Here is a 26465-nt window from a genome sequence, read left to right on the forward strand (position 1 = left end):
TTTGCACGTCTTTAACCGTCATGATACACTTAATTGACCATTTTAGTATTTTGGTCATTTTCAAACGGAAAGAAGTGGCGGTCTGTGATTGCAAATAAACGTCAATCCATTAAAGAGGCGGCGAAACACGCATTTTCTCTATTTGGATACAAAGGGTCTACGGTCGCACATGTTGCGAAAGTCGCGCACGTCGGCAAAGGTACGATTTACACGGAATTTAAAAACAAAGAAGAGCTGTTTGAAGCGGTCATGGACGACTTACTTGCTGACTTGAAAGACTTGTTTGACAGTGTATTGCAGCACGATGGCCCCACTCTTCATACGTTACACAAAGCGCTCTACGGCGTCATGCAATATCGCAAAGAACATAAATTGTTGGCTCAACTGACAGAGGAAGTAAACATTTACGGAACACACGAAGCGGTTCAAGCCATTGCTCGTGTCGAACAATTTATTCTATCGACGCTAGAACAAGCGGTCGAACGCGGTGCAGAAAAAGGGCGGCTTCGCATTGCTGACGCGAAGATTACGGCATTTACGATTTATAAATTGTATATGGCGTTCATCGTCGATTGGGAGCAAAAAGAAACACCCCTTACAGAACAAGAATTGTATGACGTATTTCGGAACCATATTTTTGATGGCATCGCGATCCAATAAGCGTAGCGATGTTTCTTTTTTACAATAAAATGACCATATTAATAATTCGGTCATTTGGTTTTAGGAGGAAGGAAATTGCGAGGATATATAGATGAATGGCGAGCCATTCTTTCGGATAAAAAGATGAGTATTGGGATTCTTGGGATCATGGTCATTCCCGTATTATATGGGGCGCTGTTATTGTGGGCGTTCTGGGACCCATACGGAGAGATCGAAAATTTGCCTGTTGCGATCGTGAATGAGGATGCGGGGGCACAGATTGATGATGAACATGTAAATGCAGGAGAAGAATTTGTCGATACACTACTGGAAAATGAAGATTTCCAATGGGAAGTGACCGATGCCCGGCATGCGGAGCGTGGACTCGAGGATTTTGACTATTACTTTTACGTTCACATCCCTACTGATTTCTCTAAAAATGTGACGAGCATTCGTGATGAAACGCCTGAACAAGGGGTGATTCATTACAACATTAACGAGGACATGAGTTTTGTCGGTGGGCAACTCGGCTCGGGAGCAGTCGATGAGATGGAGCAAGAGCTCCAGCGTACGCTGACGGAAACGTATGTAGACGTTGCTGATGACGCGTACAGTACGCTAACAGAAGCGGTTGCTGACTTGCGAGACGGCGCAGAAGAGATTGCTGACGGTACGACCCGGGCTTTTGAAAATATGGAAACGCTCGTAAGTGGGTTGGATGAGTTGGAGTCAGGTTCAGAAGAGTTGGAAACAGGGCTACACGAAGCGTCAGCCGGTGTTTCACAGCTTCACCAAGAGGTAAACAGGCTGATTGAGCGGTATGAGTCGAGCGAGGAAGTAGACCGGATCGGCAGCCGACTGGATGAGTTGGAGCGTGAGACCGCACAAGCGATTGGTTATTTGGAAAGTGAGTCGTTCAGCGATATGATGCGCGCGGTTTCAAACCTCGAAACGACGTGGCAAGAAACGAGAAGCACACTTAGTGACGCTCAACAGACGTGGAATGAATGGGAAGAACAGCTGGAAAGTACTCAAAGTTCCATTGAAACTGCGGCAGAAGTGCTTCAACAAATTGAGGATGTGAACGAGAGTGTACAGCTTGTTGGTGATACGGTCGATGAGCAGCTTCAAACGATCGAAGATCGGCTTGACGCGTGCGAAGAGCAAGCGGTATGTGAGGAATTGGAAGGTGTTCACGCTTCCTTGCAATCGTTATCCAATGAATTGGAGGAACGCACAGATCGTGTCGATACACTTACAACAGATGTTGAGCAAATGTATGCCGATGCCTCATCGACGCTCTCTGACGGCAGAGCTGAAATTGAACAATGGGTCGCTGAAGTGAATGCGAGTTTCGAAGCTTTGGCGTCTTCATTGCCAGGCGGGTTAGGCACAGGCGGTTTTGATGAATTTGAGACCGTTGAAGATTTAACGACCACACTTTACAATTTGCAATCGGCTCTCCAGCAAACCGATGACCTTGTCAATACAATTGAAGACACATTTGCTGAAGCAGCGTATGCAATTTCAGACCTGAATGACGGAATTGAGCAGCTTGATGACGGGGCGTCCGAACTGCACACCGGTGTGCAGGGTGCGTACACCGGTAGTGACGAGATTCGTGAAGGCATTCTTGATTTAGATGACGGTGCCCTAGAATTATATGAAAATCTGATCACGCTCAGTGACACGCTGCTCGACAACCAGCTGAATGAAGAGCAACAAGCATTGTTTCACTCACCTGTACAGTCAGCATCAGAAGAGCCTTTAAATGAATACACGTACGGGGAAGGGCTAGCCCCATATTTCTTATCGCTTGCGTTATACGTTGGTGGCCTAACACTATCGATCATTTATCCTTTTCGCACCGCACTAGCAGACCACCAAACGAGTTGGCGTTGGTTTTCTGGAAAGCTCGGTGTCGTTTGGACCGTAGCTACTGTTCAATCGGCCGCGTTGCTTGCCGCCGTATTCTTATGGCTAGATCTTACAATCTCAAATCCGGTGTGGTTCAGCGTATTTCTCTGGTTTTCTAGCCTCAGTTTTATGGCCATCATCTTCATGCTCGTTGCCGCACTCGACAACCCCGGGCGATTTATCGGCATCATTCTTTTAATTATTCAACTCGGTGGTAGCGGTGGGTCATTCCCTGTTGAATTGGTTCCTGCTCCGTTTCAATGGGTGCACCATCTTCTTCCGATGACGTACTCGGTCTTTGGCATGAGAGCAACCGTGCATATGGAACGACCAGAACTTCTTGTAGATACTTGGCCGCTTCTCCTTATGCTTGTCATTTCAGTAGGCCTTGCGTTTCTCTATTTCTTCTTGGCGCACAAGAAGAAACAGAAACAAGCAGAAGATGAATAAAGGTAGGGACCCATATCCTGTCGGAGCTTCTCGTGCCGACGTGTTGTGGGTACTTCGGGGCGGGGATATACAGGTGACCCAGTAATCTGTTCCTAAGTTTGTTCATTCTGTTTCCTAGTTTTACGAGAATCGACCGCTCTTCCCTCCAACTTGAGAACAGTTCGGCCGCAACTCGAGCACAGTTTCCACTTTACGAGGCTTACCACTAGCCCTTGGAGGAATTATTTCGGTTAACTTGTATAAATCGCTTTACAACACCGCAGTTCACCTCTAACTGGGCAATCTATGAACGTTCGTTTCGCCACCGAACGTTCCCAATGTTTATTCATAAAACATGAAGTGCTAGCAACAATCGGCACCGGAGGTGCTGAAGATAAGCTGAGCAGTTTTCGGCATGACTCATGCCTACATCTCGCTAGCCTATGTGAAAGAAAAGATCTTAGAATTTCTTACGGCGAGTGAATGGAACAGAGGTTTGATGCAGTTACGACATCAAGTACTAGTGAAATTCAATAATGCAGCTTAGGTCGCCCATGAAAAATGTTGAAAAGCATACTCGTTATCGGCGCGCTCCGGGGGAGCGGGGTCGACAGGTTACTTCGGATTTGCGCGCTAGCGCGCAAATTGGAGGGTGATTAGGCAACGCGAGGTGCGCGAGCGTGCACATTTTCGACACCAATGCGCACGCTTCCGATAACAGAGCGCACGTCACAGCGGTCAGTTCTGACAAGTCCGTGATATTCGTGAAATTACGTTGCAACGCCCTTTATTTTTTAACTTTCCACTTCAACGATTACGTTTACGAGTGACGCATCCATACCGCGAATGCGGAGCGGTGCTGCAAATGCAGACCTAAGTTTCTCGCCGATGAGGGGTGCTGGGTTTATATCTTCATAGATGAGTAAAGAACGTTCGCTGAAATCCCGCTTTGTAAGCAGCGCGTTGTGCACGGCGAAGTGATTTTCTGGTGCATCGGTCATGTTCTCGATGCTAATCGTATCAATTGCAACGGCTTTGCACACAGGTAGTGACGTCCGGATGAATTGTGCAGCCTCGACAGATAGCGCAGGGAATCCATTCGAGTACTTTACGAAATCCTCATTGCGGTATTTCCAATATCCTGTATTAAAGATCAACAGATCTGACCTCTCCAACTGCTCCCCTGCTGCTTTTAACATATCTACAGTAATGTATTCATTTTCCCCAAGTTCAACATCAAGCAGCAATGGGGATTCATAAATAAAGTCTTCAATCGGAACTTGATCAATACCACGATCGTTAGAATCATGGTGAAAAGGTGCGTCCACATGAGTGCCCGCATGCAAGTACATTTTTAGTACACTTCCATTCCATGGGTCTCCGTTCGCAATCCGTTCTCTTTCGTCCACCTCTGTTTGTGGCAAACCCGGGTAGACCGGCATTCCTTCATAAATCGGGTACGCCAATTCAACGTATTTAGCCATTTATTCTCACTCCTAACTCTAAAATGCTATCCATTAATGCTACGTCTAGTGTATACATTTATCGTCATTTGTACATGTTCAAAAAATAAATTTCATAATTTTCTTGTAAATGCAATCGCTTACATATATACTTTTGTTCAACTGGTACGGACGTCATGATGAATCCAAAGAAAGGAGGATGGTGAGTGGACCGTTCAAAAAGCCTCGCCCCCCTTCATTTTCAAATTAAAACGACACTTCGCGATGAAATTCGCTCCGGTGTTTACGTTGAAAAAATTCCGAGCGAACGTGATCTGATGGCACGTTTCTCTGTCAGCAGAACGACGATTCGTGAAGCCGTTACACACCTCGTGCAAGATGGTGTATTGACGAAAGTCCACGGCAAAGGAACATTCATCTCTCAATCTCCACCTGTTCAAGAATGGCTCGATTCTTTGAGCAGTTTAACGGAAACGGTAGAAAACATGGGGCGCAAACCAGGAGCTCTACTGCTTGATCACGGTTTCGTTACCAAAGAACCGAAGATTTCCAGCTATTTGCAATCAGACCACTTGTATTACATTAAGCGTCTTCGCACAGTCGATGGTGAACCAATGGCCATTGAGCGTCATTTTTACGAAGTGAACCTTGGTCTCGCTTTAGCGGAGTTTGACCTGAACGAGGCTGTTATCTATCAGCTACTAGAAGACGAATTGACCGTCGACCTTTACGAAGCAGAACAAACAATTTCAGTGAAACCCGTTCAACATTGTGACGCCATAAACCTTGACCTTGGTTCTCATCAGTATGCACTTCACGTCGAACGATTAATGACAAATCGTTACACAAAGCCAATTGAGTATTACCTGGCTACTTTTCACCCTGATCGGTATGAACTCAGAATGAAGACACAGCGAAAAAAAGGAGGCGAACGATTTTGAATGATTTATTGATCCCGCGAATCATTCGCTCAGGTGCGGGACGGCGCCATGAACTTCATACCTTATGTGAGCGACTTGAAATTAGACGACTCCTCATTGTCATGAGTAAGTCCGTTGCCTTTGTATACGAAGAAGAGCTAATTGAACAGTTTAAACGAAGTGCAATCACAGTTAATTTCTTTCTAAAGCCTGAAGGTGAGCCGACGATGGAACATGTGAACCAGGCCGTCGAACTCGTTCACGAATTAGACATTGACGGCATCTGCGGATTGGGTGGGGGTAGCGTACTGGACCTTGCAAAGGCGGTGTCCGTTTTTGCACTTGACGATGAGTTGCGCCTTGATGATGTTCCGCTAAGATGGAAGGTTCAACGTCTTCCCCTTATCGCAGTCCCTACAACAGCAGGAACTGGCTCTGAAGCTACGAAAGTGATGGTCATTACAGATAAGCAGGCAGGCGTTAAGAAAAATCCAGCCCACCCTGACTTAATTCCAGATGTCGCACTCTTAGACCCTGAATTAACTAGTCAGCTGCCTAAACGACCGGCCGCATACGCAGGACTTGACGCATTAGCCCACGCGATTGAGGCGTATTGTTCCACAAAAGCATCCCTTTTCTCCAACCACTTTGCTGAGCAAGCGATTCAGTTATTTCGGCAATCGTTTAAACGCTCACTCGATGAAACATCCGAAATGGTTGCACGAGAGCAAATGCTTATTGCCAGCTGTTACGCAGGGATCGCCTTTTCCAATTCATCTACGAATCTCGCCCATGCGATGGCACGGCCACTCGGCAACGCGACCGGAATGCCACATGGACTCAGTGTCGCCTTGCTCTTACCGTACGTCGTAAGTTTCGGCGAACAAGCGCTCGAACAAAAGCATCGCCACATCGCTCGTTTACTCGGAAACACAGAAGAAGATTTACTCGCTGAACTACAGTCTCTTAATGAATTTGCCAATATTTCTACCGATGCAAGAACGTATTTACACCACCAAGTTCTCGTTGAAGAGCTTGTGTCTCAAGCTTTACAAGGCAATGGCATACGCACAAACTGCCGAGTGCCTACACAAGAAGATATCTATCATATTTATGAACAAATACTTACTCTCACCCAAAACGAACCAATAAAAAAAGGAGGCGTCATGCATGGCTGAAATGAGCGGTGGAGCCGTAGTTGCAAAAATGTTAGGTATAGAGGGAGTGGATACACTCTTTGGAATTATTGATGGAACGTATTTCGGTTTGTACGCCAACTTGGAAGAGCACGGTATTGAATTAGTCACTCCAAGGCACGAAACGAGCGCCGCTCATGCGGCTGGAGCGTATGCACGAGTGACAGGAAAGCTCGGGGTATGCATGGCGAGCAACGGTCCAGGTGTGGCCAATATTCTACCTGGTATCGTCGTCGAAGAAGCGGAAGGCAACCGCGTGCTCGTAATTACGAGCGCACGTAGAACAGGCATTATGTATCCAGATCGAGTCGGCACGTATCAATGCTTTGATCAAACGAATGTGATTTCACAAATTGCTAAATGGAGCGAAGCGGTTCCTTCATTTGACCGAATTCCAGAAATGATGAGACGTGCCCTTCGAAAATGTTATGAAGGACGCCCTGGCGTTGTGCACATTGACATTCCCGAAGACATTTTAAACACGAAAGTGAAAACCTCTGTCGAGTTCTGGGCTCCTCACCAATATCGCTTGCAGCAATTTGGATTAGCTTCCGATAAACAAATCGAAGAAGCGGCTGAGCTTCTAATCGACGCGGAATTTCCTGTTATTCATGCGGGTAGCGGGATCATTCACGCAACAGCATACAAAGAGCTTGAAGCCGTCGCTGAGCAGCTCCAATCTATGGTGACGACGAGCTGGGCGGCACGTGGGGTCATGCCAGAGAGCAATCGCTTAATGATGCCGATGGTGCACATCGAAGTGAATAACAATATTAGAAACGATGCAGATGTTGTACTCATCCTCGGTTCCCGAGTTGGGGAAACCGATTGGTGGGGGAAAGCACCGTACTGGAATAAACAGCAAAAAACGATCCAGGTTGACATTAACCCCGAGATTATCGGCGCGAACAAACCTGTAGATATTGGCATTCAAGGAGACATTAAAGATTTCCTCACACGTTTATCGCTTTACTTACAAACAAACAAAAAAAGCATCAAAACTGAGCAGCGGGACTCCATAATACAAAAACACGTCGATGATAAACGAAAACATCGAAAAAAACTCAACGAAAATGTTGAAGACTTATCTGTTCCAATGAACCCAGCAAGCATTCCCGCCATTAGCAATACTGTCTTCCCAAAAGACTCAACGGTCGTCATTGACGGTGGGAATACAACGATTTGGACGAATTTCTACTACCAGTTTGAAACACCTGGAGCCACCCTTTCCACCTACAAGTTCGGCATGCTAGGGGCTGGCGTTGCACAAGCCATTGGTGCTGCAGCAGCCGATCGCTCGAAGCCGGTATGCTGCATTATTGGTGACGGAGCCATGGGTTTTCACCCGCAAGAAATTGAAACGGCCGTTAGAAACAACTTGCAAATCATTTATCTTGTCGTTTGTGATCAGCAATGGGGGATGGTGAAGATGAATCAACAATTTTCGTTGAAACCATTGAAAACCCTCCTCAAAAAATCATTAAGTGAAGAAGAAACCATTAATGCGGACTTAGGGTTCATCCAATTTGATAAATTGGCGGAAAGTATGGGGGCTCACGGAGAATACGTGAACGATGCGAAACAGTTAAAAACAGCGATTGAACGATCTCTTGCTACGGGCAAATGTGCGGTCATACATTGTGAAGTTGACCCGGTCAAACATATGTGGGCCCCAGGTCTCCGCTACTTTAAAGACATGCATCAGGAGCCGAAAGGAAAATGACCGGAATCGATGAAATTGCGATAAATTTCAATGAAACCGCTACGACATTAATGAACATATTGATTGGGTTCATAATGTTCGGTGTCGCTTTGGATCTGAAGCTATCTGACTTCAAATATTCTCTGTCCAAACCAAAGCCAGTGCTCATTGGACTCACTTGTCAATTTTTCTTACTTCCAGCCTTAACGTTTTTGCTCGTCTTAATCATTCAGCCAATGCCTAGCATTGCCCTTGGTATGTTTCTAATCGCCGCATGTCCAGGAGGGAATTTATCTAACTTCCTTACGTATCTCGCAAAAGGTAACACTGCTGTCTCTATTACGATGAGTGCGATCTCAACGAGTGCTGCGATCATTATGACTCCGTTAAATTTGCTTGTGTGGAGCTCGTTCTACGCACCTACACGTGAGATCTTGCAAACGGTTCGCATTGATCCTTTGGAGATTCTAAACATTATTGTCATTTTACTTGGTATCCCTCTCGTTCTCGGCATGGTCGTCCGCGCACAATTGCCATTGCTAGCCGACCGAGCCGCACCTTGGGTGAAACGTTTCGGCATCATCTTTTTCATTTTATTTGTTGCCGGGGCATTGAGTTCTAACTTCTCTTTGTTTCTGCAATATATCGGAATGGTATTTTTTATCATCCTACTCATGAACGCTGTTGCATTAGCAACCGGGTATGGGTTTGCCAAACTTTGGGGGCTACCTGAACAAGACCGACGTGCGATTTCCATTGAAACAGGCATTCAAAATTCTGGATTAGGGTTAATTCTTGTGTTTAACTTCTTTGACGGTCTCGGTGGTGCGGCATTCGTTGCGGCTTGGTGGTCAATTTGGCATATCCTCTCAGGTTTGACGGTCGCTACGTATTGGTCAAGACGCAGTCCAAAGAAATTCAAAGGAGGTTTAAGCGCATGACCATTCTTGTGACCGGCGCTTGTGGCTATTTAGGCAAGCAATTGATTGATCACCTCGTTCACGAACAGGAGCATTCTAACATTGTCGCAGCTGATATTCGTGAGCCTACCTCTGTTCACTTCCCTGAAGGTGTGACGTATGTGAACATGGATGTTCGGACGAAAGAAGTTGAAGACGTGTTCAGTCAGTATTCTATCGAGACCGTCGTTCACCTCGCCTCCGTCGTCACACCAGGAAAGAATAGCAACGCCCAATTTGAATATGACGTAGATGTGCGCGGAACAGAAAGAATACTCATTGCTTGTGTGAAACATCACGTAGCCCGCATTATTCTTACATCGAGCGGGGCAGCGTACGGATATCATCCTGACAATCCAGAATGGATCAACGAGGACACACCGCTTCGTGGCCATGATCGTTTTGCCTATGCAAAGCACAAGCGATTGGTCGAAGAAATGCTCGCAACTTATCGTTCTTCCCATCCTGATCTGCAACAAGTCATCTTTCGAATCGGTACAATTCTAGGCGACGAAACGAAAAATCAAATTACTGATCTGTTTGAAAAACGTTTTCTAATTGGTGTTCGTGGCTCAAAGAGCCCTTTCGTTTTCATATGGGACCAAGACGTAGTCACCTGTATTCGAAAAGCGATAACCGCTGAACACAGTGGCATTTACAATGTCGCCGGAGACGGGCGACTGACCATTGATGAGCTGGGGGAATTGCTAAATAAGCGTGTCGTTCGCTTACCTGCGCGTATGATTGGTTCAGCACTGTTCGTGCTCAAACGACTGAAACTTACACAATACGGCGAGGAGCAAGTTGACTTTCTTAGGTATCGCCCCGTGCTAAGTAATGAACGCTTAAAATCCGAGTTTGGATATACGCCGACCTATTCGACAAAAGAAGTGTTTCAGAACTATTTACAACGGCAATCATTTCCCGGGAAATGATGCGACAGCATTTTTTGACAACTTGCAACATGACATTTCGTTTCACATCCTCTAAAATGGGGAAGCTATACCATACAGAGATGCTTCCAAGGAGTGACACAGATGGACATTGTAACAATACTTGTCATAGCGATTATGGTTATTTTTATCTTTCCTATTTTCATGCGTGGCGTCGGTTGCCTCATTCGAGGTATTGCCGGCGGTGTGTTGATTGCTGGTGCAATCATTTTGCTCATGATGTTATTGTGACCTCGTGATCAGTATAGGCAAGCGAACTTAAACCTATCATCCATTTATATGATGGGTATTAGGTTCGCTTGCGACTGTTCGACTACAGAAACGGTATGTTACAATAAATTCAAATTGTTCTTATTTTTCTACCTTTACGAGGAGGGCTCGTGAATGAAGGTCCGATGGCTTGTCATTGGGATACTCCTGCTCACAATCGGCATCGCCCTTTTTTTCTTATTTCCAAGAACGACGACGTTTGGTGAGGAATTGTATGAAACGATTACGACAGAGCAATTTACATCGGTTAGCATGTACGAATTGCATGACACAGACCCCATCACCGTTCAGATTGAAGGAAGTGAGAATGTCACCCGTTTTCTTCAACCATCCAGTTCTATGGAAATGGTTCAAGTGAGCGCCCCGCCAACAGATGTTAGGTACAGCTTAACGATCGTAAGCTATGATACTGGTCAAACGTATTCATTACTCGTATCGGAAGCAGAGATCAGTTTAGAGAACAGGAACTATGAAATTGCGAGTGATAACGTGCTTTTTCAATCGATTTCTGAACAGCTCGGCAACGCTGAATGAACCTCTATGTTAACCATTAACCGAGCATAAAACGACCTGTCTAACGCTTATATTAATAGCTCTAAGTTAAAACTCTTTTTTACAAAACATGCATATTGCTTTTCATTATGCTCTCAGTTTATTATAATTATAATGTGAGAATCGTTATTTCCATTTCAAAATTTCATACTTATTCCAAACAAAAGAGAGGGGAATTTTTACATGGATGCAAATAGCAATACTGGTAAGTGCCCGGTGACACACGGGAGCACGACCAACCCATCAACAACTGGAACTCAAAATAAGGATTGGTGGCCAAACGCACTTAATCTTAACATTCTTCAGCAACACGATACGAAGTCGAACCCAATGGATGAAGACTTTGATTATACAGAGGAATTTCAAAAGCTTGACTATTTCGCGCTGAAAAAAGACCTCGAAAACTTAATGACGGATAGCCAAGACTGGTGGCCTGCAGATTATGGTCATTACGGCCCGTTCTTTATTCGTATGTCTTGGCACGCTGCAGGTACGTACCGTACATTTGACGGACGTGGTGGAGGAGCGACTGGTTCTCAACGTTTTGCTCCATTAAATAGCTGGCCAGATAACGGTAACTTGGATAAAGCGCGTCGTTTACTTTGGCCAATTAAACAAAAGTACGGCAACAAAATCTCTTGGTCTGACCTTCTCGTGCTCACAGGAAATGTAGCCATTGAATCGATGGGTGGAAAAACCGTTGGATTCGCTGGCGGTCGTCCAGACATTTGGCATCCAGAAGAAGATGTGAACTGGGGACCTGAAACGGAGTGGCTCGGCAATGACCGTTACCACGGAGATCGCGAGCTTGAGAATCCTCTTGCTGCCGTGCAAATGGGGCTTATCTACGTAAACCCTGAAGGTCCAGACGGTGAACCTGATCCCCTTGGAAGCGGAAGAGATATTCGCGACACATTCCGCCGCATGGGAATGACAGATGAAGAGACCGTTGCGCTTACCGCGGGTGGGCATACGTTCGGAAAATCTCACGGTGCCGGAGATGCAGACAAGCATGTCGCTGACGACCCAGAAGCTTCACCGATGGAAGCTCTTGGCTTAGGTTGGGCAAACAGTTACGAATCAGGAAATGGCCCTTACACGATTACTAGTGGCATCGAAGGCGCATGGACGCCAACACCAACGAAGTGGGATATGACGTATTTTGACCTACTTTTCGGTTACGAATGGGAACTAACGAAAAGCCCTGCAGGCGCTTACCAATGGGAAGCCGTTGATCAGAAAGAAGAAGACATGGCTCCTGGTGCTGCAGACAGCTCAAAACGCGTACCGACGATGATGACAACTGCTGATATGGCGATGCGCATGGACCCAGAATTCGAGAAGATTTCCCGTCGTTTCCACAGTAACCCTGAGGAATTTGCGGATGCATTTGCGAGTGCATGGTTCAAGCTTCTTCACCGTGACATGGGCCCAAGAGATCGTTATCTAGGTCCTGAAGCACCAAAAGAAGAGTTTATTTGGCAAGATCCAATTCCAGCCGTTGATTACGAACTAAGCGAGCAAGAAATCGATCAACTAAAAGCGACTCTTCTAGATTCAGGTCTCACAATTAGTGAGCTCGTGACAACGGCTTGGGCATCAGCAAGCACGTTCCGCGGCTCTGATATGCGTGGTGGAGCTAACGGTGCAAGAATTCGTCTCGCTCCTCAAAAAGACTGGGAAGTCAACGAACCAGAAAAACTCGATAAAGTTCTTTCTGTACTTGAAGGCGTACAAAGCAAGCTCGACAAGAAAGTGAGCCTTGCTGACCTGATTGTACTCGGTGGTTCAGCTGCTGTTGAGAAAGCAGCGAAAGATGCTGGCGTTAATATTCGCGTACCGTTTACACCAGGACGCGGAGATGCGACTCAAGATCAAACGGACGTGGAGAACTTCGAAGTATTGGAGCCATTTGCAGACGGCTTTAGAAACTACCAGAAGAAACAATATAGCGTAAGTCCTGAGGAACTTCTCATCGACAAAGCTCAACTATTAACACTTACTGCCCCAGAGATGACCGTCCTCATCGGCGGGTTACGTGTTCTTGGCGCCAACTACGATGATACCGACCACGGAGTGTTCACAGATTCTGTCGGTACACTTTCAACAGATTTCTTTACAAACTTGTTGGATATGAACATTGAATGGAAGCCAGTTGACCACAACCTATATGAAGGTCGGGACCGCAAAACAGGCGAAGTCGTTCGTACTGCAACGAGAGTAGACCTCGTCTTCGGTTCAAACTCTGTGCTTCGCGCACTTTCAGAAGTGTACGCACAGGCGGACAATAAAGAGAAATTCGTCAATGACTTCGTTCAAGCTTGGGTGAAGATCATGGACGCTGACCGCTATGATGTGAAAGTCAGAAAGGCGACAGAAAATGTTGCCGCTGTGAAGTAAATTATAAAAACCGCCGAGCATACGGTATGCTCGGCGGTTTTTTGGAGTTGTGTACGTCTTGTCCCGATCGATCTAAACCGCTACATAAAGCACTCTACGTGGGAATTCCACTAGTAAAAGAGACCATTCCCCTTGCTTAATCCCTACGAAAAAAAGGTGTCAAAAATCGCCACATTAGAGTGGACGCTTTACTCTGGTCGTCCAAGTTCTTTAATGAGATAGTCATAAACGAGTTCATCTGATTTATGCGTCTTTTTGTAATGATAGCCTAATTGCTTATAAAGTTTGTCTGCCCCATAGTTATCTTCTCTAACTGATAAAGCGGATCGGTTTGTTGTCTTCAAGGCTTCTGTTTCAGCGTGTTCAATTAATTTCGTTCCTAGTCCTTGCCCACGCGCCTCGGCACTGACGGATAATAGACCGATGTAATACTCTGGACTCGGTTCTTCTTTTCCGGGAGGATCGGTTTTACCACTTGGATAATGCGCCTTAACATATTCCATGACTGGTTTGAAAAGGGCTTCATCTTGTTCACCTGGATAATGAACGACGATTCCATTGACACGCCCGTTGTTCTCATGCACATCGGTACATTGATAGCTAAAGGCATTGGCTTCGCTTTTGAAAAAGTGGCGAATTAACTGGAGGCGTTCTTCTTGTTCTGCATCACCTGTCCACCGCCGAATATGTGGTTCAAACACTACATCGACAAGGCGTGCAACTTGTTCTGCGTCATCTCTGGATGCTTTTCGAATCATGATGAGTTTCCCTGCTTTCCTATGTTGTAAATCAGTACAACCTTATCGTACCATTGATCTGTGCAATTCAAACATCCTAGATAAAGCTTTGTATTTATTGAAAAATTCTGATTCATGATACAATCACTGTATTGACTGGACACGGAGGTATGAATATCATGCATAACCGCTGGGTAGCTCTAATTGTCATCGTTGTTGCGCAATTGTGTGCGTTAAGTGTTTGGTTTAGCGCTTCTGCCGTCTTGCCGAGCCTTCAAGAAGAATGGGGATTATCGGTGGACCAAGGTTGGGTTGTGACCGTTTCTGTGCAGCTCGGGTTTGCATGTGGAGCAATCGTTTCAGCACTACTCGGTCTTGCTGATCGTTACAATCCGAAACGAATTTTTATGGTAGCGAGCATTGCCGCAGGTGTTTTTAATGGACTGCTCATATTCAGCTCTACGCTCGAGCTCGCACTCGTGTTGCGCTTTCTCACCGGCTTCGTGCTCGCAGGAGTCTACCCGATTGCGATTAAACTCGTCTCTTTATGGTTCCAAAGCTTTCGAAGCATAAGCATTGGAATTTTGATCGCGGGGTTAACACTCGGTTCTGCCCTACCTTACTTGTTGCTCGGCTTTCAAACGAATTTACTCTGGCAAACGACGATTTTGATAAGTTCTGTTCTTGCGATCATTGCTGGTTTGGCACTTTTTGTATTACTTCCAACGAAAGAGGCACAAGCTTCGTCTTCGAAGTTTTCGTTTCGTAATATCCACTATGTAGTAAGAAACCGCAAAGTTATGTATGCCAACTACGGCTACTGGTTTCATATGTGGGAGCTGTACGCCATGTGGACGTGGCTTCCGTTTTTTCTAATGGCAAGCTTGACCAATTCCGACTCGTCTTATAGTTATTTAATCGCCTTTGTTGCCATTGGTGTATTTGGTGGGGTTGGAAGCTTTCTTGGCGGCGTTTGGGCGGAGAGAATAGGTAAGGTACGGTTCACCATCATTGCGATGACTACGAGCGGTATTTGTGCTATTCTAATCGGCTTGACATTTCAACAGCACCCTTTCCTTACAGCTTTCGTTGCGATCATTTGGGGCGCATCGATTATTGCTGACTCTGGACAATTCTCTGCTCTCGTATCTGATTATGCTAGCCCCGAATACGTCGGCACTGCTTTAACGATGCAACTAGGCGTTGGCTTTTTACTAACAGCTGTTTCTATTTACCTTGTCTCTGTATTCGTTCCTGTAATTGGCTGGGGAGCGGTGTTCTTAATCGTCTCGATCGGTCCTTTGCTTGGCGTTTTTGCCATGCTTCGTCTTGAGAGAATGACCCAATCCACGTAACTGCATTGCTTGACAACAATCGAAATGAGCGTAATAGTTATAATTGCAAGACATTTATTACACTATTTCGAAAATGGAGGGGTCGTTTTGAACTATCATAAGGCAAGACCGAAGCTTTACGTAATGGATAACGGAAGATTGTCCATGGATGCCAATCTATTAATTGCCGGCAGTAATCAAGCAACAAACGCTGAACCGGAAAAGCCGAATGAAATGGTGAAGTTTCCGATTTATACGGTGTTGATTGATCATCCCGAAGGAAAAATTCTATTCGATACGGCATGCAACCCTGATTCAATGGGTTCAGAAGGTCGTTGGCCTGATGCTGTTCAAGTCGGCTTTCCTTTAGATCAACCTGAAGAATGCTATTTACCTCATCGTTTAGAGCAGTTAGGTGTGCGACCCGAAGACATCTCGTTTGTCGTATGTTCACATTTGCATATGGATCATGCTGGCTGCTTGGAGTTGTTTACACGTGCAAAAATCATCGTGCATCGAGATGAATTGAACGGAGCGCTAAACGTTTATGCTCACCGAGAAAGCTCAGGAGCTTATATATGGGATGACATCGATGCTTGGATGAAAAATGGTCTCATGTGGGAGCCAATCGAACCCGACAAAGCATCAATCAAACTAGCCGAAGGTGTTGAAGTGTTGAACTTCGGTAGTGGACATGCCTGGGGAATGCTCGGCTTGCAAGTAGAGCTCGAAGAGAAAGGCACCATCATATTGGCATCTGACGCATTATATACAAAAGACAGTGCTGGACCACCCTTACGCCCGCCAGGCATTATTTATGACAGCATCGGTTGGCAAAGATCGGCAAATTACATTAAAGCGTTAGCTAAAGATCGTGATGCAGATATTTGGTACGGACATGACGCCAATCAATTTGAAGCATTCCGCAAATCAACCGATGGCTACTATGAATAAGGAGGATTCATTTATGGTCAAGTCTAAAGCCGCCGTGTTATATGAAAGCGGTTACGATATGCCATACGTCAAGTCAGAGCCGCTAAAGATTGAGACCGTCACACTGGCGAGCCCCGGTCCAAACGAACTGTTAATTCAAGTGCGCGCCGCCGGTCTTTGCCACTCCGACCTATCTGTCATTAATGGCAGCCGCAAACGGCAAACGCCGATGGTTCTCGGTCACGAAGCTGCTGGTGTCGTCACAGAAATTGGGGAAAACGTCACTGGTTTTGACGTTGGAGATCACGTCGTATGTGCGTTCGTCCCAAGCTGCGGGCAATGCCTTCCGTGTAAAGAGGGCCGGCCAGCACTTTGTGAACCTGGTGCAGCAGCTAATAACGCCGGTGAAATGTTCTCCGGTGGCACACGCATCCAAAAAGAAGACGACACCGATGTGTATTCACATATTGGCATTTCCGGATTCTCCGAATACAGTATCGTGTCCACCAATTCAGCAATCAAGATCGACCCCGATCTTCCTTTTGATCAAGCCGCCCTGTTCGGATGTGCCGTCATTACTGGTCTTGGCGCTGTCATCAACACAGCTGCAGTCAAGCCAGGCACAGATGTCGCCGTCGTTGGGCTAGGTGGAATCGGAATGAATGCGGTGCTCGGGTCGGTATTAGCAGGCGCAAAAAGCATCATCGCTGTTGACTTGAACGAGGAGAAACTCGCACATGCAAAAGAGCTAGGCGCCACCGCCGTATACAACGCTTCCGACGATGATGTGGTGGAGCAGATCAAAGCCGATACCTCTGGAGGCGTCCATTATGCCTTTGAGACTGCCGGTGTTGTGCCTGCAATGAAAACGGCGTACAACATCACTCGGCGCGGCGGTACGACGATTACAAGTGGCTTGCCAGATCCTAAAGATGAATTCTCGTTCCCGCAAGTCGTTTTAACTGCCGAAGAGCGGACGATTAAAGGATCGTACTTAGGAAGCTGCGTACCTGCCCGAGATATTCCAAGGTATATTTCTTTGTTTAAACAAGGCAAATTACCTGTCGACCAACTCATTGGCGAGAAGATTGCACTTGAAGATATCAATGAAGGTTTTGACCGGCTTCACGCTGGCAAATCACAGCGCATTATCGTTGAGTTCCCGTCAACCTAAAAAGCGACCTACAGCATTTTGCTGTAGGTCGCTTTTCAATTTAACTACAGGTGATGATGTCGACCTATCCAGCAAGCAGGAAGTTCGCCAACACTCTTGTGATCACAATGAAAGCATCCATGGATGGTGACAAGTAAATTACTCATATGAATAATGTTTTCTTGTATATCGTCTTCGTAAGATTTCAAGAGCATTATAGAAGCAGTAAAGATCTTTTTATAGCGATCCATTACAAAATATCATTATAACCTAGTGCGATAACTTTAATTTTAATCGATTGATATTCACTCTTTTCAATTATTGATACATCGTGCTGTTTGCGATGTTGGCAAGCGTATAAGGAAGGTTCTTTCGTTTTGCTGTTTCTACACCTTCCTCTGTGCAAAGAAGTGTTCCTCCATCTTGTAACGTGAGTCCATCTTTCATATTTACTTTTCCACCAACGAGGCTCAATGTCGCTGCAGAAGTTTCACCATCAAATACAGTTATATCAGCATCTGCACCAACTCCTAGGTGACCTTTTCCATTTAGACCGAACATCTTGGCCGGATTGCCTGATATTTTTTCAACCATCTCTTCAAGGGATAAATAATCAAGCTTCACAAGTGAATGCATCCTTGTAAGCAGATTGTTACGAGGAATCCCACCTCCATCGGTCGATTGAATAGGGATGATAAAATCGCCACCTGGCTTTACTCGTTCCACGGCGCAGCCGACCGCAATGGTAGGTAAGTTCATTGGAAAGCTTAGCCCCGTGTCTGTCCCCATTTGTTTCCAGTGTAGAAGTGCCTCTTCATATTGAACGAGGTGGTTCACACCTCCCTGCTCTTTATGAACCCTTGCGAATCCTGTACGAATCGCCTCTTCAAGGCCCTCCTCTGTCACTTCAAAACCAAGACGATAAAGGCTCATCTTTGTAACGCCACTTTTAGGGATTCCCGTTTCACAGTATCCACTCGTTCCGTTGATTACCGCCATGTGAGATTCTGGATAGACATTCGGGTTGTCCATCAGTAGTTGAAGTGCTTCTTTCAATTCTTCTAATGGATGATCAACGTTTCCTCTACAATACGCATTAATGTGTGCGAGAAGTAACCGTTTGTTTTTCGCGAGTTCAATCGCCTCGCGCATCCCTGTCATATCACTTTTTGATGCTTTAGATCCTGCGTGAAATGCAACAATTGCTTTACGGTTGTTCGCAATCGCCATGGCATTTTCTGTCGCTTCTGGAGTTAATGGGTAGTGCCCCCCCATTAGTTTGATACCGAGTGCCCCTCCATTTAGCGATATTTCTAGTTCTTCTTCTAGAGTGGAGGTGGACGGGGCATCGGTTTTAATTCTTCTCCCAGATAGACCTGGGATAATCCCTTCAATTCCACCTACATTCAACCCAGAGCCATACGCGGGTAAATCTTCAACAATATCCATAAATGGACCGGCAAAATCAATAGCTGTCGTCACACCTGTTTCTGCCATCATTTTATAGCCAAGAGGCCCTCCAAGTAATCTCGTCGTATGCATGTGAATGTCAATAATACCAGGCATCACGTAACGACCCTTCGCATCAATAATATGATGGGCTTCATTCAATTCTTCACTAACTGCCGTTACTTTCCCCTGATCGATCCCAATATCTAATCGTCCAAACTTCTGATTTTTTGGATCAATAAGTACCCCGTTTTTCAAGATGATTTCATGTTTCATGAACAAGTCCTCCATTCATAATCTTTCGTTCATTCTTTTTCTGTAAGAAATAAATGATTAAAAAGAGCACACCAGCCACTAAGTTAATGGTATACACAGGAACAAGAAGTGCAACGGATAATCCAAGCATCAGACATTGTAAAGATAAGGTTAATCTCTGATTCAAATAACCGTGCAATCCACTTACAAGTGCGATTAATCCAAGAATGACTGCGCTGTATGTGAGTCCAAATTCCCACCATGGGACGTCATCAATACCAACGAGCATGGGACGATAAAAGAATAAAAGTGGGATGATAGGTAATGGAATTGCAATTCTTACAGCATATAAACTAGTTTTAAAAGGATCGGCCTTTGCAATTCCTGCACCCGCATAGGCAGCAAGTGCAACCGGTGGTGTGACATTTGAAAGTTGACTAAACCAAAACACCATAAGGTGCGTAATTAAGAGCGGCACACCTAATTCACCTAAACTCGGGCCGGCAACGGTGACAAGTACGATATACGCAGCGACAACGGGCAAGCCCATTCCGAGAATAAATGACGCGGCTGCCAATAATAAAATTGCAAGAAATACACTAGTACCTGCAAATGTCATCATCGTACTCGAAAATTTCAATCCAGACCCTGTTAATGAAATTAACCCAACGATCACCCCTGCACAAATTGTCGCAGATGAAATGTTAACGGCACTTTTCGTTCCATCTTCCAGTGCTTGCAACAGCGGGGAAACTTTAAATCTAGTTTGGATAAACATAATAAGAAAAAGTAGCAGTGTTCCACTCGCAGCAGATAGCGCAACACTAAAGCCAAGTGTGAACATAACGACAATTAACACGATCGGTAAAAAAAAGTGAGCGCCTTCCCAGAAGGTCTTCCAAAAGCGTGGAATCTCTTCTTTTGGAAGACCAGAGATCCCTTGCTTCTTGGCTTCAATATGAACAAATGAATAGACGGCAATATAATAAGCAATGACTGGTAATACTGAAGTAATCGCAACAATTAGAAACGGTGTGCCGGTATATTCACTAATTAAAAATGCTGCAGCTCCCATAATTGGAGGAACCATCTGGCCACCGGTTGATGCAGAAGCTTCAATTCCTGCCGCTACATGAGGCTTATAGCCAAGCCTTTTCATAAGAGGAATGGTCAATGAACCTGTCGCAACTGTGTTCGCAACTGCACTTCCAGACATACTGCCGAACAATGCACTTCCTACAACCGCCATCTTTGCAGGACCACCGATCAGCTTACCAGCAATCGCTTTTGCTAACTTCAGAAAGTAACTTCCCGCTCCACTTACTTCCAAAGAAACACCAAACAAGATGAAAATAAAAATTAACTGTGCCATGATGCCGATTGGTGTTCCAAACATTCCTGCCGTCGATAAAAAGTTATACACAGCAATCCTTTCAATTGAATAACCCGCATGTCCGAAATAGCCTGGTATGTAGGATCCGAGCACCCCGTATAAGATGATTGCCACGGTTATAATCGGTAACGCCCAACCAATCGTTCTTCGTGTAATATCAAAAATGATCAGTAAGGTGATAAAGCCGAGAATGATATCGGATGTAAGTGGTACGCTAAGGCGCCAATGCAATTCTGTCATTTCTATTAGCAAATAGACCCCAAGCAATAATGACACAAACGCTAGAACCACTGCCATTACTCGACTAATGGCTCGTATGGATTTTTGAAGGACAATCAAATAAATTAAAAACGCCGCACCTGCAAAATGAATCACCCGGAGTTCAAATGTACCGACTGAACTGAAAAAAGCTTCATATAAATGAAAGAGCGCAAACAATATTGCAAACCAGCGAATGAGCCACGAGAGCATCGTTCTTTCCCCCTTATTCATCGTAATACCTCGCTGCCCCTGGATGAAGATCAGCAATGTCTGACACATCTCCACTAATGTTCCATTGATTGATGGCTTGGTTTGCTTCACCAAGTCTTTCTTGATTCTCATCTAGCAATTTTGTAATAGAGTAAACGATGTCTTCAGGCATATTCCGATTTACAATGAGTAAAGAAGGAACTTCAATCGTTGAGGTAGGATCTCCGTCTCCACCATACGCGTCACCAGGTATTGAAATTGGATCAAAAAAAGGAGAAGATTCTAATAATAATTCTTGTTCTTCTTCAGTTAAAGAGACTAGTCTAATACCCGTTGATACAGCCATCTCTTGAATGCTGGATGCCGGATAATCTCCGATCCAAAAAATGGCATCTACACTTCCATTACTCATGGCATCAGCTGCATCCCCAAACGCTAAATATTCCACACTAGCAAAGTCTTCATAGGACATTCCTAACGGAGCTAAAATGGATGGGACAATGGACTCCGTACCGGAACCCCGCGCACCAGGATTTACAATCCTTCCTTCTAAGTCAGAGAAAGAATTGATTGAAGAAGATTCTCGTACGACAAGATGCACTTGTATCGGTCTTGCTTCAGCAATAATCGTTAGATTTTCTGCCTGAAAAGGAAAAAAGCCGTCCCCTTCTTGAAATTCACTGACAGCAACAGCGGAAGTAATTCCAATTGCATTATGCTGGTTTTCTAAAATGTAAGCATTTTGATGCCCACCAGAAGTGGCTTCTACTGTCACCCGTAAATCATTCGTTCGATTGTTCACCAAATCAGCAATAGCTGAACTTTGGCTATAAAACCCTCCCCCTAATACACTACCGAGTATCGTTACATCACGAACATCGCCCACTTCTGCTTCCACACTATCTGTATTTTCATAAATATTATGAGGCTGTCCACAAGCAGCAACAATAACTACAAGTATAGATAGATAAAGAACTCTTAAGACGTTGTTTATTTGTGACACTCCCTTCAATTTAGGAAATAATAATGTCATGACCTTTTTTAAACATACCACAGTTACTGGCGAAACGTAACACTATTGTCAGAATATATATCGTTAAAGCTTTTCAATGATATGTAACGTGTAATAACGCCGTTTTCGACCTTTCTCAAACACTTGATCTTGTTTTGCCAACGTTGCATATCCTTTTTCAGTAAGCATCGCCAAAATCCTTCGTGCACTCCTTAATGAACAATCATAAGCGTCGGCAAAATCATATGCTGAGATATTTTTCCCACGATAGTGTTCATTAATCCGGGCGATCTTATCAACGTATGGTACTTGCAATCCTATTTGCTCGCTTACTTTAACAAGCTTATTCTCATCGTATCGTGCAGTGAACGGATTCATTTCTTTCGAATTACGAAGCATGAGATGCCCATTTATTTTCCTTACTGCTACAGTGCTCCCCCCATGTGTCTGAGCCGCACGTAGTGCTAGGCGAGCATTGTTATTTGCCTCAAGAGCGGTATTCCCTTCACCCACACCAAGGCTTACAGAAATTGAGAATGCTTTTTCGATCTTTCGCAATAATAATATTCGTTGCTCTTGTGACGTGTCTGTCAAAAACTCACCTTTCGTTCCGTAAATAAAGTATTCGTGTTCTCCTCCATAGCTTACGGAAGCATATGTTTGTCTCCCATAGTCCAACACCTTCTCATATAGTTGCAGCTTTAATTTTTGCCGATCATACACCGTCCACTCATCGATTAAACGGTCCATCTGGTCAATACGAATGATACCTATACTAATCTGTGCATCATCAGACCTCGCGTGTTCAATCTCTAAGATGAGTAACTCAAATGTACGGCTAATTGAGTGAGAGGTTGGCACGACACGAAAGCACGGGATATTTTCACGCCTTAATTGATCGTAAGTAGACAATAACGCCGTAATACAATAGTCGACATTGCCTTGTTTGTAATTGTCTAAATGAAATTGGACATCGTTTGATTCATTGATATAAATCTCATGAAAAGGCAAAGATAGATCATTCATAATTTCCATCACTTCACTAGGAGTAAAAATATCAATACTGAACCGATTCATTTGTAGTTGGTGATGATAAGAAGCATGAAATAACGCCCGGTGTAAAGTCGTACTATCATGCTTCACATAACGAATGGGTACATAAGATTGCCAGTTCGCCTGTATAATTTGATAAGGCAGAATCCCCGTGCAGAGAAGGCCATCAATCTTATGCGCCACCTTCTCCACTTGCGGAACGATATCTTGGTGATGCTCGTAATAGATTGGAATAATCTGTTCTATATCATAATGCTGGGCGGCAACTCTTGCTTGTTCCATCGAATCTTCTGGTCCTAAAACACCAATAATCACTAGCCTATCTCCCCTACAACCGTCTTCTCCTAACAGTAGAGAACCAACGCAAAATATTCAAGTTAACGCTCCCACTCAAACTCAATGGTTTGTGCCGAACGATTGGCCATCTCCTCATCGAATAGTGTGCGGACAAGGTGCAAGCTCATGTGTATGCCTGAAGAAACACCCCCGCTCGTGACGACCGATCCTTCATCAACATAGCGGACACCTGTTTTCACTTGCACATTTGGAAACATTTGCTCGAGCCATTTAGTTGCGACACGGTTTGTTGTCACACTTCGTCCTTCTAACAATCCTGCCTTTGCCAAAAAGAAAGCGCCCGTACAAACTGAGGCTACTTTCTTCTCTTTATGGCTGGCAATCCAATCAACGGTCTCTTCATCGGCTAACCCACGTTGAATTGCTTTTAATGGACCTCCAGGTACGATTAAAAGATCAAAATCCGGACACGTAGTGAAAGAAAAATCAGGCGTGACGTTTAATCCATTGTGGACTGCAATGGCTGCTCCATCTTTTGATACCGTTCGCACTCGGAAAGGCTTACGTTTTAAGCGATTCGTGAAAAGTTTCTCCACATCGGCTTCAGCATAGGTCGATAAATTAAACACTTCATAGGGACCCGCAAAATCTAAAGCATCCACATCATCAAACAGCAAAATTATGACGTTGATTTCTTTCATGTTCATCACCTCTTTAAATCAATATACCCCATATGGGTATATTGAGCAACAAGAACGAAACTTTAAAATTGCCCGATCATACTTAAGATGAGCGCAACAAAACTTGGTAAGCTAAAGAGAAATACGCGTGTAGACCAATTTGTTTTAAGGTTTCGCTCACTCGTTGCTTCACGGGTGAAACTCTCCCCCGGCGCCGCTTTTACTTGGAAAGCACCCGAGATAATGCCGCCTAAAATGATGCCACCGATACCCATTACACCGAGTGGCACGATGAGCCACTCGATTTGTTGAAAATAAATATAGGACAGATAAATGACGGCTGATAGGAACAATCCTAATCCAAACGAAATCATTGTAGACCTCCCGTTTCGAACTATAATACTCTCATAATCGTATAAGTGAGGCATGCACCCATAATGATGATGAGTATGACGTTTCCTTTGATTACCCGTTTAGGGATTCCTCCTTGACGCTTTAACTTGATTATCTGGAAAACGGCAATTATGCAATAGGTGATTGAAACCAGAATGACAATATAAGCGACAAACTGCGCGTAAGGGGTGAACAACTCAATAATTATCCCTAGTAAAACTAGCGTGATAATGACTAGAAACGCATAATAGAAAAACGGATGATGATGGAATTCTCTCTCGACGAAATGTCTAAAGCGCTCATTTAACGTTTGCATGGAATTCACCACCTATGAATATTTTTTAATTTTCTTGAAATTATACAAATGATACAAACTAGTATTTCGATGCTTCTTCGTGAAAATGTTCCTCCAGCCATTCTCCTTCCGTTATCAAAAACTGCCGCACCTCATCAATGTTTTGCGGCGGTGTGTCTACCCATTGGAGGAGCGTATCGAGGGTCGACTGTTTCTCTGGCAAATAGGTGATGACGACCTCGGCTTGTTCATGTAGTTTTGTTGTCCAGATTTGAGAACGAGCTTTAATCATGGAATAGTATGTGCGTATTAGTTTCTTCGAAAAGCTTTGCACAACACCTGGCAATTCCTGTTTTGAAGCGGTATTTAGCCTGTTCTTCACACGTTGGAGTGATGCCCCGATATCCCCATTAAAACGTATGGCCAGTTCTGGTGTGAGCGCATACGGTCCAAAATGATCCCTGAGGTCGTCGCCATACACATTGACACTCATTTCTTTAATAAAAGCTTGTTCTTCGTACGTAGATGGGTCCATCACTTCATCATATTGCGCAAGGGAAAACCCTATATCACGAACGAGCTGCTTGTAATCATCGGACAACTGTTTCTCTAACTTCCGTAGACGTTCGTTCTCTTTTTCGGTAAGTGACTTAGTAAACACTACGATAAGATCAAGGTCTGATGTGACAGGTGTTGCATCCCCTCTCGCCACGCTCCCATACACGTAAATGCTGTGTAATTGCTCTTTGAATTGCTTGGACAACCGCTGAACTGAATCTTCAATACAACCCACGTAGCGAGATGAAATATACTGTTTTGATACATCACTCACGATATACCCGTCATGACTCAGTCCATACCCTCTTTTAATTTTTTTCATTGTGCTCTCCTTTTTAAAACGAAGTTCTTGCTTTCACAATAAGAAAATGTGGATGGGTGTTCAAATATTGGTACGCACGTTCATGAGTTTCTTTCATTTCCTTAAGCGGTTGAGGTTCAATAAGTGACTCTAATCGAAAAAACTGCGTCGTATCATGAATGATCTGTTGCATCGGTCTGCGATAAAAGCTGACATCAACCGTAATTGACGGCTTTTCCCACGTGTCTGTTAAGAGCGTTGTATCAAAATAATCAGTGCTTCCAAACTTTGTAAAATCCATAAAAGGGTGGTGCACAGAAAATATGAGCGTGCCATTCGGTTTTAACATCCGTTGGAATTCGGAAAACGTCGTCGTCCACTCTTCCACATAATGAAGGGTCAATGAGCTGATAATAATGTCGAATGTATGATCAAGAAACGGAAGCTCTTCTTTAAGGTCATGACAAAGAAACGTAACGCCGCCTACGCGTTCTTCGGCAGCGCTCACCATCTCAGGGCTCACATCAATGCCGGTCACAACCGCTCCAAGGTCCGTCAACTGAGAGGCGTACCAACCAGCTGAACATCCGGCATCGAGTACACGTTTGCCTTTAAGGCAGCTGGGGAGTGCTGCCATCATCGCCGGCCGCTCATAAAGAGCATTATACGGACTCGTTTGATCAATGTCAGATTGATACGTGGCTGCAAGTCGATCGAAGACCGCTTTTGGATCGTGCTTCATAGGATCCTC

Annotated in this window: 24 protein-coding genes; 13 read left to right on the top strand and 11 right to left on the bottom strand. The window is 44.7% G+C overall.

Going from position 1 to position 26465, the window contains the following annotated elements:
• Nucleotides 1-84: 84 nt before the first annotated feature.
• Complete coding sequence (locus ACE1TF_RS15015) at nucleotides 85-660, top strand: TetR/AcrR family transcriptional regulator (protein WP_375017943.1); 576 nt, start codon at nucleotides 85-87, stop codon at nucleotides 658-660.
• Between the two features lie 75 nt (nucleotides 661-735).
• A complete protein-coding gene (locus tag ACE1TF_RS15020; protein ID WP_375017945.1) occupies nucleotides 736-3006 on the top strand; it encodes a YhgE/Pip family protein in 2271 nt (756 codons plus the stop codon).
• Nucleotides 3007-3779: 773 nt separating this feature from the next.
• Here the strand turns inward: ACE1TF_RS15020 and ACE1TF_RS15025 are convergent.
• A complete protein-coding gene (locus tag ACE1TF_RS15025) occupies nucleotides 3780-4469 on the bottom strand; it encodes a cyclase family protein (protein WP_375017947.1) in 690 nt (229 codons plus the stop codon).
• Between the two features lie 185 nt (nucleotides 4470-4654).
• On the opposite strand from ACE1TF_RS15025, the gene ACE1TF_RS15030 reads away from it, so the two are divergent.
• The 8 genes from ACE1TF_RS15030 to katG all read left to right on the top strand — a co-directional run bounded on the left by ACE1TF_RS15030 (nucleotide 4655) and on the right by katG (nucleotide 13400).
• The gene (locus tag ACE1TF_RS15030; RefSeq protein WP_375017949.1) at nucleotides 4655-5389 is read left to right on the top strand and encodes a GntR family transcriptional regulator; all 735 of its coding nucleotides are present in this window, start codon (nucleotides 4655-4657) and stop codon (nucleotides 5387-5389) included.
• Nucleotides 5386-6546 (top strand): iron-containing alcohol dehydrogenase family protein, encoded by a 1161-nt coding sequence (locus tag ACE1TF_RS15035; protein WP_375017951.1) that lies wholly within the window; start codon nucleotides 5386-5388, stop codon nucleotides 6544-6546. Before ACE1TF_RS15030 ends, ACE1TF_RS15035 begins: the two co-directional genes overlap by 4 nt.
• Nucleotides 6539-8287 (top strand): thiamine pyrophosphate-binding protein, encoded by a 1749-nt coding sequence (locus tag ACE1TF_RS15040; protein ID WP_375017953.1) that lies wholly within the window; start codon nucleotides 6539-6541, stop codon nucleotides 8285-8287. The genes ACE1TF_RS15035 and ACE1TF_RS15040 overlap by 8 nt, the downstream gene beginning before the upstream one ends.
• Entirely contained in the window at nucleotides 8284-9207 is a 924-nt protein-coding gene (locus ACE1TF_RS15045) for a bile acid:sodium symporter family protein (protein WP_375017955.1), read from the top strand. The genes ACE1TF_RS15040 and ACE1TF_RS15045 overlap by 4 nt, the downstream gene beginning before the upstream one ends.
• Nucleotides 9204-10160 carry an SDR family oxidoreductase gene (locus ACE1TF_RS15050; protein WP_375017957.1) on the top strand — a complete coding sequence of 319 codons (957 nt, stop codon included), beginning with the start codon at nucleotides 9204-9206 and terminating at the stop codon, nucleotides 10158-10160. The genes ACE1TF_RS15045 and ACE1TF_RS15050 overlap by 4 nt, the downstream gene beginning before the upstream one ends.
• Nucleotides 10161-10262: 102 nt before the next feature.
• A complete protein-coding gene (locus ACE1TF_RS15055; RefSeq protein WP_375017959.1) occupies nucleotides 10263-10409 on the top strand; it encodes a hypothetical protein in 147 nt (48 codons plus the stop codon).
• Nucleotides 10410-10562: 153 nt separating this feature from the next.
• Entirely contained in the window at nucleotides 10563-10982 is a 420-nt protein-coding gene (locus ACE1TF_RS15060) for a hypothetical protein (protein ID WP_375017961.1), read from the top strand.
• 201 nt (nucleotides 10983-11183) lie between these two features.
• Nucleotides 11184-13400: a catalase/peroxidase HPI gene (gene katG, locus ACE1TF_RS15065; RefSeq protein ID WP_375017963.1), complete on the top strand. Its 2217-nt coding sequence runs from the start codon at nucleotides 11184-11186 to the stop codon at nucleotides 13398-13400.
• A gap of 188 nt (nucleotides 13401-13588) precedes the next feature.
• On the opposite strand, the gene ACE1TF_RS15070 is transcribed toward katG, so the two are convergent.
• A complete protein-coding gene (locus ACE1TF_RS15070; protein WP_375017965.1) occupies nucleotides 13589-14158 on the bottom strand; it encodes a GNAT family N-acetyltransferase in 570 nt (189 codons plus the stop codon).
• Nucleotides 14159-14316: 158 nt separating this feature from the next.
• Between ACE1TF_RS15070 and ACE1TF_RS15075 the strand changes: the two genes are divergently transcribed.
• The 3 genes from ACE1TF_RS15075 to ACE1TF_RS15085 are packed head-to-tail and all read left to right on the top strand — an operon-like array spanning nucleotide 14317 to nucleotide 17578.
• Nucleotides 14317-15492 (top strand): MFS transporter, encoded by a 1176-nt coding sequence (locus tag ACE1TF_RS15075; protein WP_375017967.1) that lies wholly within the window; start codon nucleotides 14317-14319, stop codon nucleotides 15490-15492.
• A gap of 24 nt (nucleotides 15493-15516) precedes the next feature.
• The gene (ahlS, locus tag ACE1TF_RS15080) at nucleotides 15517-16425 is read left to right on the top strand and encodes an AhlS family quorum-quenching N-acyl homoserine lactonase (RefSeq protein WP_483867165.1); all 909 of its coding nucleotides are present in this window, start codon (nucleotides 15517-15519) and stop codon (nucleotides 16423-16425) included.
• A 13-nt stretch (nucleotides 16426-16438) separates the two neighbouring features.
• Nucleotides 16439-17578, top strand: a complete 1140-nt coding sequence (locus ACE1TF_RS15085; protein ID WP_375017969.1) for a zinc-dependent alcohol dehydrogenase family protein — start codon at nucleotides 16439-16441, stop codon at nucleotides 17576-17578.
• Between the two features lie 297 nt (nucleotides 17579-17875).
• Here ACE1TF_RS15085 and ACE1TF_RS15090 read toward each other — a convergent pair whose 3' ends face one another.
• The 9 genes from ACE1TF_RS15090 to ACE1TF_RS15130 form a co-directional block, all read right to left on the bottom strand.
• Complete coding sequence (locus ACE1TF_RS15090; RefSeq protein ID WP_375017971.1) at nucleotides 17876-19282, bottom strand: amidohydrolase family protein; 1407 nt, start codon at nucleotides 19280-19282, stop codon at nucleotides 17876-17878.
• Nucleotides 19272-21125 carry a TRAP transporter permease gene (locus ACE1TF_RS15095; RefSeq protein ID WP_375017973.1) on the bottom strand — a complete coding sequence of 618 codons (1854 nt, stop codon included), beginning with the start codon at nucleotides 21123-21125 and terminating at the stop codon, nucleotides 19272-19274. The genes ACE1TF_RS15090 and ACE1TF_RS15095 overlap by 11 nt, the downstream gene beginning before the upstream one ends.
• 13 nt (nucleotides 21126-21138) lie before the next feature.
• Nucleotides 21139-22158, bottom strand: a complete 1020-nt coding sequence (locus ACE1TF_RS15100) for a TAXI family TRAP transporter solute-binding subunit (protein WP_375017975.1) — start codon at nucleotides 22156-22158, stop codon at nucleotides 21139-21141.
• Nucleotides 22159-22221: 63 nt separating this feature from the next.
• On the bottom strand, nucleotides 22222-23505 hold the full coding sequence (locus ACE1TF_RS15105) for a hypothetical protein (RefSeq protein ID WP_375017977.1): 1284 nt from the start codon (nucleotides 23503-23505) through the stop codon (nucleotides 22222-22224).
• A 62-nt stretch (nucleotides 23506-23567) separates the two neighbouring features.
• The gene (locus ACE1TF_RS15110) at nucleotides 23568-24188 is read right to left on the bottom strand and encodes a DJ-1/PfpI family protein (protein ID WP_375017979.1); all 621 of its coding nucleotides are present in this window, start codon (nucleotides 24186-24188) and stop codon (nucleotides 23568-23570) included.
• 62 nt (nucleotides 24189-24250) lie between these two features.
• On the bottom strand, nucleotides 24251-24541 hold the full coding sequence (locus ACE1TF_RS15115; RefSeq protein WP_375017981.1) for a DUF5316 family protein: 291 nt from the start codon (nucleotides 24539-24541) through the stop codon (nucleotides 24251-24253).
• A gap of 20 nt (nucleotides 24542-24561) precedes the next feature.
• Complete coding sequence (locus ACE1TF_RS15120; RefSeq protein WP_042401821.1) at nucleotides 24562-24876, bottom strand: hypothetical protein; 315 nt, start codon at nucleotides 24874-24876, stop codon at nucleotides 24562-24564.
• A gap of 58 nt (nucleotides 24877-24934) precedes the next feature.
• Nucleotides 24935-25735 (bottom strand): nucleotidyltransferase domain-containing protein, encoded by an 801-nt coding sequence (locus tag ACE1TF_RS15125; RefSeq protein WP_375017983.1) that lies wholly within the window; start codon nucleotides 25733-25735, stop codon nucleotides 24935-24937.
• A 13-nt stretch (nucleotides 25736-25748) separates the two neighbouring features.
• Entirely contained in the window at nucleotides 25749-26456 is a 708-nt protein-coding gene (locus ACE1TF_RS15130; protein WP_375017985.1) for a class I SAM-dependent methyltransferase, read from the bottom strand.
• Nucleotides 26457-26465: the final 9 nt, after the last annotated feature.

The sequence above is a fragment of the Geomicrobium sp. JSM 1781026 genome, assembly GCF_041949955.1.
Classification (GTDB): Bacteria; Bacillota; Bacilli; order Bacillales; family Marinococcaceae; genus Geomicrobium_A.